Source organism: Vulcanisaeta souniana JCM 11219, assembly GCF_026000775.1.
GTDB lineage: Archaea > Thermoproteota > Thermoprotei > Thermoproteales > Thermocladiaceae > Vulcanisaeta > Vulcanisaeta souniana.
This window is the reverse complement of the sequence record NZ_AP026830.1, coordinates 2,362,962-2,375,730: the sequence shown is the minus strand read 5'-3', so window position 1 is coordinate 2,375,730 and position 12,769 is coordinate 2,362,962. Positions and strand designations below refer to the sequence as shown.

The 12,769-nt window shown below is 44.4% G+C and carries 14 protein-coding genes; 8 read left to right on the top strand and 6 right to left on the bottom strand.

Annotated elements, in window-relative coordinates; genetic code table 11:
* Positions 1 to 45 precede the first annotated feature (45 nt).
* A complete protein-coding gene (hemL, locus tag Vsou_RS12985) occupies positions 46 to 1,320 on the top strand; it encodes a glutamate-1-semialdehyde 2,1-aminomutase (RefSeq protein ID WP_188603216.1) in 1,275 nt (424 codons plus the stop codon).
* A gap of 2 nt (positions 1,321 to 1,322) precedes the next feature.
* On the opposite strand, the gene Vsou_RS12980 is transcribed toward hemL, so the two are convergent.
* The gene (locus Vsou_RS12980) at positions 1,323 to 2,507 is read right to left on the bottom strand and encodes an NAD(P)-binding domain-containing protein (RefSeq protein ID WP_188603215.1); all 1,185 of its coding nucleotides are present in this window, start codon (positions 2,505 to 2,507) and stop codon (positions 1,323 to 1,325) included.
* A gap of 122 nt (positions 2,508 to 2,629) precedes the next feature.
* Between Vsou_RS12980 and Vsou_RS12975 the strand changes: the two genes are divergently transcribed.
* The 7 genes from Vsou_RS12975 to Vsou_RS12945 are packed head-to-tail and all read left to right on the top strand — an operon-like array spanning position 2,630 to position 7,378.
* Positions 2,630 to 3,874: a M20 family metallo-hydrolase gene (locus tag Vsou_RS12975; RefSeq protein WP_188603214.1), complete on the top strand. Its 1,245-nt coding sequence runs from the start codon at positions 2,630 to 2,632 to the stop codon at positions 3,872 to 3,874.
* Positions 3,875 to 3,932: 58 nt separating this feature from the next.
* On the top strand, positions 3,933 to 4,883 hold the full coding sequence (locus tag Vsou_RS12970; protein ID WP_188603213.1) for a THUMP domain-containing protein: 951 nt from the start codon (positions 3,933 to 3,935) through the stop codon (positions 4,881 to 4,883).
* Positions 4,883 to 5,413, top strand: a complete 531-nt coding sequence (locus Vsou_RS12965; protein ID WP_188603212.1) for a hypothetical protein — start codon at positions 4,883 to 4,885, stop codon at positions 5,411 to 5,413. Before Vsou_RS12970 ends, Vsou_RS12965 begins: the two co-directional genes overlap by 1 nt.
* Before the next feature lie 37 nt (positions 5,414 to 5,450).
* The gene (locus Vsou_RS12960) at positions 5,451 to 6,026 is read left to right on the top strand and encodes a 50S ribosomal protein L15e (protein ID WP_188603211.1); all 576 of its coding nucleotides are present in this window, start codon (positions 5,451 to 5,453) and stop codon (positions 6,024 to 6,026) included.
* Between the two features lie 9 nt (positions 6,027 to 6,035).
* Positions 6,036 to 6,449, top strand: coding sequence for an RNA-binding domain-containing protein (locus Vsou_RS12955; protein ID WP_054844425.1), 414 nt, complete (start codon positions 6,036 to 6,038; stop codon positions 6,447 to 6,449).
* A 12-nt stretch (positions 6,450 to 6,461) separates the two neighbouring features.
* Positions 6,462 to 7,058: an RNase P subunit p30 family protein gene (locus tag Vsou_RS12950; protein ID WP_188603210.1), complete on the top strand. Its 597-nt coding sequence runs from the start codon at positions 6,462 to 6,464 to the stop codon at positions 7,056 to 7,058.
* The gene (locus Vsou_RS12945) at positions 7,055 to 7,378 is read left to right on the top strand and encodes a hypothetical protein (protein WP_054844427.1); all 324 of its coding nucleotides are present in this window, start codon (positions 7,055 to 7,057) and stop codon (positions 7,376 to 7,378) included. Before Vsou_RS12950 ends, Vsou_RS12945 begins: the two co-directional genes overlap by 4 nt.
* Positions 7,379 to 7,518: 140 nt before the next feature.
* On the opposite strand, the gene Vsou_RS12940 is transcribed toward Vsou_RS12945, so the two are convergent.
* The 5 genes from Vsou_RS12940 to Vsou_RS12920 form a co-directional block, all read right to left on the bottom strand.
* Entirely contained in the window at positions 7,519 to 8,013 is a 495-nt protein-coding gene (locus tag Vsou_RS12940; RefSeq protein ID WP_188603209.1) for a flavin reductase family protein, read from the bottom strand.
* Positions 8,014 to 8,061: 48 nt separating this feature from the next.
* The gene (locus Vsou_RS12935) at positions 8,062 to 9,078 is read right to left on the bottom strand and encodes an ABC transporter ATP-binding protein (protein ID WP_188603254.1); all 1,017 of its coding nucleotides are present in this window, start codon (positions 9,076 to 9,078) and stop codon (positions 8,062 to 8,064) included.
* A gap of 74 nt (positions 9,079 to 9,152) precedes the next feature.
* Complete coding sequence (locus tag Vsou_RS12930; RefSeq protein ID WP_188603208.1) at positions 9,153 to 10,133, bottom strand: ABC transporter ATP-binding protein; 981 nt, start codon at positions 10,131 to 10,133, stop codon at positions 9,153 to 9,155.
* Between the two features lie 5 nt (positions 10,134 to 10,138).
* A complete protein-coding gene (locus Vsou_RS12925) occupies positions 10,139 to 11,560 on the bottom strand; it encodes an ABC transporter permease (protein ID WP_229709807.1) in 1,422 nt (473 codons plus the stop codon).
* A 4-nt stretch (positions 11,561 to 11,564) separates the two neighbouring features.
* Positions 11,565 to 12,674 carry an ABC transporter permease gene (locus Vsou_RS12920; RefSeq protein ID WP_188603207.1) on the bottom strand — a complete coding sequence of 370 codons (1,110 nt, stop codon included), beginning with the start codon at positions 12,672 to 12,674 and terminating at the stop codon, positions 11,565 to 11,567.
* Between the last annotated feature and the right edge of the window lie 95 nt (positions 12,675 to 12,769).

Genomic DNA, 12,769 nt, shown 5'->3' with positions numbered 1-12,769 from the left:
CGATCCAAAGTAAAACTTAATGGGGTAAACAACCTCGGATAATTAATGAGTGAATCCAGGAGATTGTATGAGGAGGCGCAGAGGGTCCTTGTTGGTGGGGTAAATAGTCCAGTTAGGGCTGCAATTAAGCCTTATCCATTTTTTGTAAGGGAGGGTAAAGGTCCATATCTCTTTACCGTGGATGGTAATCGATTAATAGACTATGTACTTGGCTATGGGCCGCTAATTCTTGGTCATGCCCCTGAGCCCGTTACTAGGCGTGTAATGGATTATGTAAGCAGGGGTTGGCTTTATGGGGTGCCAACCGAGATTGAGGTACTGCTAGCTAAGAAGATAGCGGATCACTTCCCAAGTATTAGGAGGATTAGGTTCGTTAATAGTGGTGGTGAGGCCGTATCAACGGCCATTAGGCTCGCCCGCGGTTATACAAAGCGTAAAAAGATACTGAAGTTCGAGGGTTGTTACCACGGTGCTGTGGATTATGTCCTTGTTAAGGCAGGCAGTGCCGCAGCGCATTTCGGGGTTCCATTATCGGCCGGTGTCCCTGAGGATGTGGCTAAATTAACGCTTGTGGCTAGGTATAATGACTTGGACAGTGTGGAGAGGGTAATGAGGAGTGAGGGCAATGATGTGGCGGCAATAATCGTCGAGCCCATCATGGCGAATTACGGCGTAATACCACCTAAGGACGGCTTCCTAAGGGGTCTCAGGGAGATCGCGGATAGGTATGGCGCCTTACTCATACTTGATGAGGTGGTCACTGGTTATAGGATCGGGCTTGGTGGTGCCCAGAGGTATTACGGCGTTAGTGCCGATATTACGACATTGGGCAAAATAATTGGCGGAGGGTTCCCAGTGGGTGCTGTGGGTGCCCGTGATGAGATAATGGATCTGCTATCACCAAGGGGCCCTGTCTTTAACGCTGGTACCTTTAACGGTCACCCGATATCCATGGTTGCTGGGTTAGCCACGATAGAGGTTCTTGAGACGACAAATGCCTATGAAAATGCCATAAATACATCGCGCAGGTTGGCGGAGGGATTTAACGATATATTCAGTAGGTTGGACATTGATCACGTGGTTAATTGGGCACCAACAATGCTCCAGGTATTTTTCACTAAGGGTGAGGTTGTTGATCACGAGACGGCGAGCAAATCAAATACCAAGCTATACCTCAGGCTTCATGAGGAGTTGCTTAAGCGCGGTGTCTTCATAGCGCCCAGTCAATTTGAGGCTATGTTCACAAGTTCAAGTCACACCAATGGCATTATTGAGGAGACACTTAGGCAGGTTGAGGACTCGGCCAAGGCCCTTAGGTAGGTTTAATTCTCATTGCTCCTCAATACCTCCATTAAATAATCCCTTAATCTCCTTACCATATCTTCCTCACCAGCCTCCGCAAATTTCCTCATGTTCTCCAGGTAATTATGCATGATCTTCTTAACCAGGGACCTACTCATGTCATCTATCACGGTCTCAACACTCTCACCGCCCCTTAATACTCTCAATGCCTCACTGACTTCCTCCTCCCTAATTTCCTCAATGAACCTCATGACGCTTCTAATAATCTCATCGGCATCACTACGCATGATAAGTCTCATTATCCTCTCAGCTTCATTATCAATCTCCAGTAACTCATTCATTACCTTACTCCTACCATTCACATACTCGAGGTATGGCTCCCTCAAATCCTCTAGCTTAATAACCCTGACATGTCCATTACCCTGGACATTAATGGCACTTGGTGTTGAAACATCAATCATTAGTTTTGGTGGTGAGTGGTTCGTAAGTTCATTGATTGTAATCAATGGTGACTGTACCGATACTGCCACCACCAATGCGTCATATTTATTGCTTATTAATTCATTTATTAACGCCTCAAGGCCCAATAACCTCACTGAATCCTTGAATTCATACTTGAGCTTATCAGTAGTCCTATTTATGATCGTTATATTCCTATAGCCATTCCTAAGGAGCTCCCTAACCACACCCCTCGCAACCTCACCACCACCAACAATAAGCACATTACTATCCCTACTAATACTCCCCATTATGTAATCCGATAAGAACTTCACGAAAGATACCTCATTAAGGTCATGCCTACGCCTAAAGCTCTCTCCAAACCTAATAGCCGATTCAAAGAGTATTCTCAGCCTTGGTGATGGCTTACTCATGGCATAGGCCCTCTTGACCTGGGACAGGATCTCCCTCTCCCCCAGGAACATTGAGTCCAAGCCCGCCGTAACAAGTAATAGGTGCTTAACTGCATCCAGGTCATAAAGTAGCCTAGGCTTAATCCCAGCCTTCTCATAAATTAACTCAATTAAACCACCCTCGTCTTCATCACCATCCAGGTAAAGCTCAATCCTATTGCAGGTCTCCAATGCAACAAGTGAATCATATGATTTATACAGCTTTGCCAATTCCTCGTTTGTGAAATAGGCCTTAGCCAATGTGCTTAGGTCGTGATCCCGATACGTCATTACTAATGACTTGATCCTGCTCATTCAATAATCATTAAGTACCGATAGCAGTTCTATTTTAAGCATTGTTCCAGATAGTAATGTAAAATAATTACGCTATAGGCTCAGCGTAAAACTAAATAATCAATTATGGAGGTGTATTATTCGTGAGATCAAAGATAGACCTAGGCGATGTACTTAAATATGTTGATGGACAGAGGGATTTTGCAATTGAACTATACAGGGGCTTTATACCAATAAAAGCCCTGGCCCCTGAGAACGGTGGTGATGGCGAGTGGGACAGAGCTAATTACCTATTGGGTGTTGCCAAGAGGTACTTCGATGAGGTTAGGGTGATGGAGGCCCCTGATAATAGGGTTAGCAGGGGTTCAAGGCCGAACGTCATAGCCCTAATAAAAGGGCTCGACGCATCAAGGACCTACTGGGTTATTGCGCATATGGATACTGTGCCTGAGGGCGACAGGTCGCTGTGGAGTTACGATCCGTTCAAGGCCACGGTAGTTGGTGATACGATCTATGGTAGGGGTGTTGAGGATGATGGGCAGGGAATAGTAATGGGAATAACAGTTGGCAAGGTGCTTAGGGAGCTCGGTATTAGGCCACCCATTAACTATGGACTTATACTGGCGAGTGACGAGGAGGTTGGTAGTAAGCATGGCATTCAATACATAATTAATAGGGAACCTAACTTGATAACGGGTAGGGACTTGGTTGTTGTACCAGATGCCGGTAATGCTGATGGTACAATGATAGAGATTGCCGAGAAAGGAATACTCTGGGTAAGGATAACCGTGTACGGTAAGCAAGCGCATGCGTCTCTCCCTGAACTTGGACTTAATGCATATAGGCTAGGTAGTGAATTAACACTTGAAATAGATAGGAAGTTACACGAGGTCTTTAATTACGAAGATCCATTGTTCATACCGCCAAGGTCAACCTTTGAACCAACCAAGGTGGAGCCCAATGTAGGTAACGTAAACACAATACCCGGCAGACACGTGTTCTACATTGACTGTAGGATATTACCTAAGTACGGCATTGATGAGGTCCTCAAGGTTATTAGGGATACTGCAAATAATTATTGCGATAAACATGGTTGCAAGGTCGATGTAGAGGTTGTTAGTAGGGAGGACCCCGTGCAACCAACCAGCGCGGATAGCGAAATCATCAAGAGACTGTCCAAGGCAATAAGGATAGTGAGGGGCCTAGAGCCGAAGCTACTGGGTATTGGTGGCGGCACGTATGCACGTTACTTAAGGGCTAGGGGCATACCCGTGGCCGTCTGGATGACTTCCAAGGAAACAGCCCATGCGCCTGACGAGCATGTTTTCCTAAGCGATGTAATAAATGATATAAAGACTGTAGTGGCGTCACTACTTACAGAACCATAGCGAGTACGATGCACATTCTTTTAAATCTATAGCTCCCTAGCTCAAACCGTAGGTAAAAATGAAAGCCCTAATAACGCTTGAACCTTATGCAAGGAGTATAAAACCATATGACCTACTGGCGAGGATTAACTGCGGCCAGATCGTCGAATGGGGTCGTGGCAAATGCATTATTGACTTAAGTAATTGTAGTCCAAACATATTAACTGTTATTAGGGATCTCGATTATGTTGCTCATGTATCAATGGTGGACCAGATAATTAGTAGGGATTTGAATACGCTATTCACGGTAGCTAAGGAGGTGTTGCTGAGTCTCATTAATAATAGGGATGGTGCTTTCAAGGTCGTAGTCAGGAGGATGGATAAGAAGTACTCCATGACCAGTATTGAGCTTGCTAAGAAACTTGGTGAGTACCTTGCTCAATATGCAAGGGTTGATTTGGAGGACCCTGATTATATAGTGTATGTTGAGGTTAGGGAGGACTCCTTTGTTGTGGCCCACTCAACGAGGGATTTATTCCGTAAAAGGAGGGAGGCAATACCGAGTGATTGGATGAATCGTGTGGTCAGCATTGTTGAGGGCCCTAGGGAGGTTTACGAAGCAATGGACCTAATTCAATTAAGTCATGCATTGGGTATTGAGGTTAGGTTGATAACTAATCCATTGCTCATTGATAGGGCATTGAAGGCCTTGAGACTTGGGTCTATGCCTAGGGTTAGGGTTGTGAGTGTTGATGAGGCGTTGAGTGATGTTGATGTACCCATTGTGCTATCAATGCATGCCAGTCATAATGAGAGGAAATTGATTGAGGTGAGTAGGGAAACGTTTAGTAAGGGGTTGAGGATTGGCTTGATACTGGGTAATGAGTATGATGACGTTAGCCTAGGACTAAGGAGTAGGGCGTTGTATGAGGTTAGGCTTGGGCCATTGACTGGGCATCCTATGAGGACTACAATTGCGTTGGCTTATGCCATTAGTGTTATATACACAACATGGTTGTTGGGTCAGTGATGCTTCCGGAGGTTAGTATTGGGCGTGGAAGGTTCAAGGCGCTTCCTAGTAAGTATGCGTTGTTATTTATGACTTGGTACTCGAGGGGTTCATCAATAAGCTTATATAGATTGTTGTTGATAACTTACTTGGCATCGCATATTGTTAGATATGTGTTCGAGCAACCGCCAATAAACAGTAAGTCCATATTGAGTGACTTGAGTGATCTTGTTAGTGAGGGATTGATCGAGTTAAGAACGATAAACAATAGGTTAATGGTCAGGGTCACGGATAGGGGTAGGCAATTAATAGGTGAGTTATACGGCATGAGCAACGAATACGTGCTATTTGGTGGTTACTTAATAGTGAAGTTGAGGGACTTGTTTAATGAGTTAATGAGGCTGGTCAATGCATATCAGAATATGGATGCTGCGGTATTGCTCTCAGTGGCGCTTAGAGAGATGTCACTTAAGGAGAGTGGTATTGAGGGTGATGCCCTGAGGGATTTAGCCCTTGATTTGAGGATACCCTGCGAGAACGTGCTTGGTTAGCATAATGTTTTTAATACCCACACACAACCTGGTCTTGATGGCGAAGGGGCTTTACCACTATTTGGCTGAGGCTTGGGCTGGGGCTAAGGATAGCTGGGTTTGGGATGTGGTAATGAAGCAGAGGTTGATAGAGTGGCGTAGGGAGCCATCCATTGTTAGGATTGAAAAGCCCACTAGGATTAATAAGGCTAGGCAGTATGGCTATAAGGCTAAGCAGGGAATAATAGTTGTTAGGGTCAGGCTCAGGAGGGGTCCATTTAACAGGAGAAGGCCGAATAGTGGAAGGAGACCTAAGAGGATGGGTGTTTATGGAATAACCACAGATAAGGGTCTTCAGTTAATTGCCGAGGAGAGGGCTGCCAGGAAGTACCCAAACATGGAAGTCCTCGGTTCATACTGGGTCGGTGAGGATGGTGCCTATGCATGGTACGAGGTTATACTGGTAGATCCAAGTCACCCGGCCATAAGGAAGGATCCAAGCTTTACATGGCTGGTTGGGAAGGAGGATGATGAGGGACGCAGGAGAAGGAGACTAAGGGAGAGGCAAAGAAAATTAATTGAGAGATTAAGGAGAAAGGGCGCTGATCAATCACAGTCAACTCAGTCACGGTAAGTATAACTTATGGTCACTAATACTCTTCAATTAGATGTTGAGGTTATTCTACATGCTACGGAGGATCTAGATAAGGTTACTAATGCCCTGGCGAGGTTGCTAACAGGTAATGCACCAATAATTATTGAGGTATTGGTTGGTCATTATGGTAACCCAATATATAGAGTGTTCTCGTCTATTAAGGATGAGGAATTAGTAATTACTGTACTAAGGGCAATATGTTCATCCCTAGTGAATAGGGACTATCTACTAAAGACAATTGATCGCAGGGTAGACACCTCAGGAAACATATTCATTAGGTTGGATAAGCAGGGATTCGTGAATGGACGTATTATGCTGAGCGATGGCGATGATGTGATTAGAATTAGAGTTAAGGTTAGGGATAATGATGCTGTACAATTTATTAATGGAGTCTGTAGTTAATCATGGCATGCGATGTACGTAGAATTACACCTGGGTTCTGTGGATAAGAAATTGATTAAGCTATTAGTGATGCTTGGTTATGGTATGGCGGCAATAGTAACCGGTGGTGGTAATGATATTGATGAGTTTCCCGTGCTTAGGAAGCTGGTTATTACCCAGGGCAGTGCCTGGAAAATTAAAATGTACAAAAACTTTGACCTGGTGTCCGTGATCCCCTGGAGTAGGTTCGTTCTCAACAAGTTGATTAGTGATGATAGGATTGATGTAGTAACAATTAATACAATTAATAAAAGGCTTTTGCCGTCTAAGGCCCAGGCCAGGGTCATGGCTGAGGAAGGCAAGGCGCTGGAAATAGTCATCACCCCAATCGTGAGTTACGGCGAGAGGGGACTTGCCTTCTTAAGGGATGTGATTAGTGATTACTCAACAATTGATGGGCTCAGAATCGTATTATCTCAGGGCATAAGTAAGGTGTCAGATGTTAGGAATCCAAGAGATGTGGTGGAGTTAATGGAGGTATTGACTGGTATTGACGTGAGTGGCATGTTCAGTGATGAGCCGTATGAATTGTTGGTTGATGCCATGTACAGGAGGGGTATCTGCATATGAGGTATGTTATTGTGGATGTTTATCCAAGGGAACACTTGGATAGGCTTATTCCCGAGTTAAATAATTGGTTTAGGCTACTTGCCGGCAAGGAGGCAATTGGCGTGGAATTAAGGATCATCGCTAAGTATGTGGGTAAGGGTAGACTAGTAATTCAAGTGCCCACCGACTTGCTTAGTTACCTAAGGTCCGCCATAGTGATGGCAGGCAGGGAGAGTGAAACCGCGGTTATCACGGTTAAGGCAACTGGTACAATGAGGAAGGCCCTTGCCATAGCATCATCAATGCCCTACGTATTTAGTGATTTCGAGGAGCAAGCGTGATCAGCTCGTCGTGAGATCCTCACAGCTCAGTTTTGATACCCATCATCACTGTACCAATACAGTGCTGTGGCTATTTAAATGGTTTTTACTACGGCATACCGAGGCTGCCCATTATGGCATGGAGCGATATGCGACCAGGGTTATGGTAATGGTGTGGCTTGCTTAATGGTGTAGTAGCCTCTATTGTAGTATATTAATGGTAGTTTGTTGTTCATTACTTGAGTATCGACGACTTCACCAATGAATATTGTGTGATCACCGCCTGGGTACTTTGCAGTAACCCTACAGTCCAGGTAGGCTATTGAGCCATCAATTATTGGCGAGCCAGTCTTTGCGGTTCTTATTTTCAATCCCTTAAACCTATCCTCCCTAGGCGCCGTTGCAAACCTCACAGCTAACTCCTTTAGGTCATCTGATAATATGTTCACGGCATAAACATTTGACTTATCAATGGCCTCATGACTTGCTAGCCTCCTATCAATGGCAACTAACACAAGCGGTGGATCCAGTGATAGTGATGTGAATGAGTTAACCGTTAACCCATAGTACTCATTATTATGCACCGTGGTCACTATCGTGACGCCAGTTGGGTAGTTCCTCATTACGGCCTTAAGGATATCACTGGAAATCGACATTTATGTCAGTAATAATAACCCCCATTAAAAGCCTTAGTTCCGCGTTAATTATTTCTTAACGTATAACCAACACTTAACAAATACACCAGGTCTTGCCTCTATAACCGGTGGTTCCTGCTTTTTGCATATATCCATTGCATATGGGCATCTTGGGTGGAACCTGCAACCAGACGGTGGATTAGCTAGGTTCGGCGGTTCACCAGGAGCCACCTTCCTCTCCCTCAACCTATTGCTCGGGTCCGGATCCGGTATTGCCTCAACGAGCGATTGGGCGTATGGATGAAGTGGGTTCTTGACCACGTCCCTAAACGGTCCATATTCAGCGAATTGCCCCGCATACATTATCAGTATATAGTCGCTGAAGTACTTAGCCGTAGATATGTCGTGTGTTATGTACATAAAGGCCATCTTATGCCTCTGTTGTATATCCTTTAGGATTGTCAGTATCTCAACCCTTATCGATGCATCAAGCATTGAGACGGGCTCATCTGCAACTATGAAGTCCGGATTCGTTATTATCGCCCTTGCAACGGCAATTCTCTGCCTTTGCCCACCACTGAGCATATGCGGATACTTATTTATGAAGTCCTCAGGTGGAGTTAACTTAACCTCCTCAAGCGCCTTGAATATTCTCTCCTCCCTCTCCTCCGCAGATATTCCCTGCACCATAAGCGGCTCCTCAAGTATGAAATGTATGCTGTGGAACGGGTTAAGGCTTGAGTATGGGTCTTGGAATACCATACTAACTCTTCTTCTGAAGCCTATCTTCTTCAATTCCTCTTCCTTCATATGAGTTATGTCATGCCCATCAAAGTATATCTCACCTGAAATAGGTTCAAGGAGCCTAATTAGTGTCCTACCTAGTGTCGTCTTCCCACTACCCGACTCACCAATAACGGCCAATGTAATACCCCTATCAATGCTTAGGCTAATATCATCAACGGCTTTGACATACCTGGGTTTAGCGAAGAGACCAGGCTTTATTGTGTAGTACGTCCTTAATCTATGCGCAATGACCAAGCTATCCTTCCTAACCCACGGAGTATCATCAAAGGTCTCTGGCATATAGCACCTCATCACTACAATTATGGTTTAAAAATCTAACCTATATTTACATCAATATCTTATTTACTTTTATACTATTTATATAACCAACAAGCCACTAAATGCTTCCTACTGGCCTTGCCCTCAAGTTCAATCATTGGCGGCTCCTTGGCATCACAAAGACCCTTAAGATAATCCCTATCCCTATAGAACGGGCATCTTGGGTGGAATCTACAACCTGCTGGCGGATTGATTAGACTTGGCACCTCACCAGCTATGAAGGAGAGATTCTTATCAACTCTTAGGGTTGGCACGCTGGATATTAAGCCCTGGGTATATGGGTGACTTGGGTTTCCATAGATGTCCTCGGCGCCGCCTATCTCCACGAGCTTACCTGCATACATTATTGCCACGGAATCCGCGAGTTCGCTTGCCAATGAGAGGTCATGAGTAACAAATATATATGATAACCTAAACTCCCATTTAAGCTTCTTCAAAAGGTTCATTATATTTGCCTGCGTTATCACATCAAGAGCTGACGTTGGTTCATCAAGAATTACGACCTTTGGATGAGCCATTATTGACATAGCAATTATAACCCTCTGCTTCATACCACCACTAAGTTGATGCGGATACCTATTTACAAGATCCCTGGGTAAGCCTACAGACTCCAGGGCATCCATCGCCATCTTAAGCGCCTCATCCCTACTGGTTCCCTGCAGTAGCAATGGTTCAATCATTTGATCACCAATTCTGATCACGGGATTCAGAGCATTCATTGATGCCTGGGGCACCATAGCGATCTTCCTCCACCTAATCTCCCTCCTAAACTCCTCCTCAGGTATGTGAAGGATCTCCTTACCCTCCAGGTAAATCTCACCATCAACAACAGAGACGTTCCTCTCCCAAACCCTTGTAAGTAATTTACCCAATGTCGTCTTCCCACTACCCGACTCACCAACCACAGCCAGTGTCTCCCCCTCATTCAATTCAAAGGATATACCATCAACAGCCTTTACTACTCCCTTCGTGGTTGCGTAGTAAAGCCTTGCATTTCTAACCTCGAGTAACGTCATCCCCATCACCCATACCTAAGCCTTGGATTAACCACTGGCTCTGAGGCCATTGCAGTTAATATAAAGACTACCGCAACGAAGGCCACAAGCAGTCCAGGTGGTATAACCCACCACCAATAACCAGATGTTAACGCACCAAACTCATCAGCATAATAGAGGAGCATGCCCCATGTCGGGTACTCAGAACCTGCAAGGCCGAGGAAGTTTATGGAGGCCAAAGTAAGTATTGCACCTGGCACATTAGTGACCAGTAAATAAAGCACGTACGGAATTATCTGAGGCATTATGTGATTCCTAAGTATCCACATCCTACTCGCACCAGCTATTACCGCTGATTCTATGTACTGCGCACTCCTTATCTGCATAATCATAGCCCTAATAATCCTAGCTGAGGCACCCCAGGACACAATGGCCAGGAATATCACAGCGTCCCAAATACTCCATTGGAAGAGAACGGAGAACACTATTAATAACGGGAATGCCGGCAGCAGTATTACGAAGTCCGTAAGCCTCATCAGAGACTCATCAACTAACCCACCATAAAAGCCGGCAATTATACCAATTATTATGGCAATAATAACAATGATCAATGCAGAAAGCAGCCCTACCGCCAGGTCTATTGGGAAACCAGCCAAAAGCCCGAGCCATAGGTCATGGCCCATATTATCAGTACCCATTAAACCATATGCCTGACCCTGAAGCACAATCCTTAGGTCATTATTATTAATTACTGATGAATTTTGCGAAAATACATAAAAAACGAGGTAGAATTTGTATGTTCCCTTCAACGGTGCCGGCTTTCCATCATCATACGTGTAAAATATGTACGGTATGGCAGAGGACCCGGCAGGCACTACGCTAGTGATATGGTACTTCTCGGCGTAGAATAGGTTTACTTGACTTACGACTTCAGGAGACACACCAAGGACTATTACCCTGTTACTAATAGGCACTGGGCCCAGTGTCATTTCGCTCCCATCTGGCCTGTATACGGTTATTGAAACCACAGGAGGCTGCTCCATGCTATATATGGCTGGGTTATTTACAACGATAAATATCTCACTCCAGGGCTTATTATACTCATAATTAGCAGTGAAGGATACGGTGACATAGGTAATTCCATTGCTTTGTTGTATACCGTATGCATAATTATTAACGTATACCTGTGGCGAGAACACGGGGCCTATTATCGAGTCAATCCAGGCAGGCGGCGCATACTGAGGATTTAACTGCCAGTACTTTGGGTTATTCCATACATTTGCGAAGTTTGGCGGTAAAACAATCAATGCATATATCGATACTGCAATTAGTATTATGAATAATACAGCCGCAACCTTACCAGTACTTGATGAAAAGAACTCCCCACTAATCTCACTTGGTGTCATTCCAAGGATCCTAAACTCCCGCCTATTCTTCGCCATGCTCATCATCTCACTCCCTGAGTCTTGGATCGAGCATTATGTAGACTATTTCCATAATAAATATTATCACAATATAAAGCAATGTTGACGCATAAGTCAGCGCAACAACAACCGGTAAATCAGGCACTGGAGACCCAACAATTGCTATGTTATACACATAACCAAGACCCCACCAATGAAACACCATTTCGGTGACCAGGAAGCCACCAAATATTATGAACGGTATAGTTATGAAGATACTCGTCAATATTGACGGAGCAGCCGGCCTAAGTATATACCTATTCACAATTTGACTCTCGGGTAATCCCTTAATCTTTGCGAAATTTACGAAATCCTCCTGGGAAATATTAAGCACAACCGTCCTCGCGAAGTACGCCCAACCACCAACATTAATCAACAACACTGTTATGAGCGGTAGCGCAAAATGCCATAGCAGGTCAAGAACAGCCTGCGGAATCATGAACACCTTTACCGGATCCAACAACCATGTTTCATAGTATCTGGGACTAATTATACCACCTGTCGGGAAGTAAATCGGCGAATGTATTTGAGCTAGGTAAAATGAGAATATCAATAGCATGACAATACCCAACCACCACTGCGGTATACCATTGGCCAACGCAGCGTAGTACATAACAGCCTTATCAGACCTAGAGCCATACTTAAGGGCCGACCTAAGTCCTATCTCTATGCCTATAAATGCACTAAGTAATATACCAAAGGTATCAAGTAGTATTGTACCGGGCAAGGCCGACAGTACTATATCAACTACCTTACCGCCACCAATATTACCATACTCACTCGGAAAGTATGAGTAACCCCAATTAAACATTACCATATTATACATTATATAAAGCGTCCTTATCACTGGCGGTTTATTAAGGCCATATGCATTCTCCAGCTCAGTTATTATTTGGTTCTCTATCTGCTGAACCTGGGTTGAGTTATAGTGTCCATGCAACATTAAGTTCATCACTATGGATTTCGCCTCCATCATTATTTCATCCTTAAGTATCTTTGACGCAGGTCCGGCTAAGGCAAAGGAGATTACGAAGAGTACTATGAATAGCAAGACAACTAGTGTTGCAGCTCTAACTGCAAGCGTCCTTGCAAGACCCATCGACATTGAAGAACCCACTACACTATTTAAGCCTTACTAACATTATGTAGACCAATCTAGAATAAATATAAAAATTAAGAAATTGTGATTTTTAA

Bases quoted from the DNA above. Each gene is read 5' to 3' on its own strand.
- hemL (WP_188603216.1), top strand. From the start codon at position 46: ATGAGTGAATCCAGGAGATTGTATGAGGAGGCGCAGAGGGTCCTTGTT.
- Vsou_RS12980 (WP_188603215.1), bottom strand. From the start codon at position 2,507: ATGAGCAGGATCAAGTCATTAGTAATGACGTATCGGGATCACGACCTA.
- Vsou_RS12970 (WP_188603213.1), top strand. From the start codon at position 3,933: ATGAAAGCCCTAATAACGCTTGAACCTTATGCAAGGAGTATAAAACCA.
- Vsou_RS12965 (WP_188603212.1), top strand. From the start codon at position 4,883: ATGCTTCCGGAGGTTAGTATTGGGCGTGGAAGGTTCAAGGCGCTTCCT.
- Vsou_RS12960 (WP_188603211.1), top strand. From the start codon at position 5,451: ATGGCGAAGGGGCTTTACCACTATTTGGCTGAGGCTTGGGCTGGGGCT.
- Vsou_RS12955 (WP_054844425.1), top strand. From the start codon at position 6,036: ATGGTCACTAATACTCTTCAATTAGATGTTGAGGTTATTCTACATGCT.
- Vsou_RS12950 (WP_188603210.1), top strand. From the start codon at position 6,462: ATGTACGTAGAATTACACCTGGGTTCTGTGGATAAGAAATTGATTAAG.
- Vsou_RS12945 (WP_054844427.1), top strand. From the start codon at position 7,055: ATGAGGTATGTTATTGTGGATGTTTATCCAAGGGAACACTTGGATAGG.
- Vsou_RS12940 (WP_188603209.1), bottom strand. From the start codon at position 8,013: ATGTCGATTTCCAGTGATATCCTTAAGGCCGTAATGAGGAACTACCCA.
- Vsou_RS12935 (WP_188603254.1), bottom strand. From the start codon at position 9,078: ATGCCAGAGACCTTTGATGATACTCCGTGGGTTAGGAAGGATAGCTTG.
- Vsou_RS12930 (WP_188603208.1), bottom strand. From the start codon at position 10,133: ATGACGTTACTCGAGGTTAGAAATGCAAGGCTTTACTACGCAACCACG.
- Vsou_RS12925 (WP_229709807.1), bottom strand. From the start codon at position 11,560: ATGAGCATGGCGAAGAATAGGCGGGAGTTTAGGATCCTTGGAATGACA.
- Vsou_RS12920 (WP_188603207.1), bottom strand. From the start codon at position 12,674: ATGGGTCTTGCAAGGACGCTTGCAGTTAGAGCTGCAACACTAGTTGTC.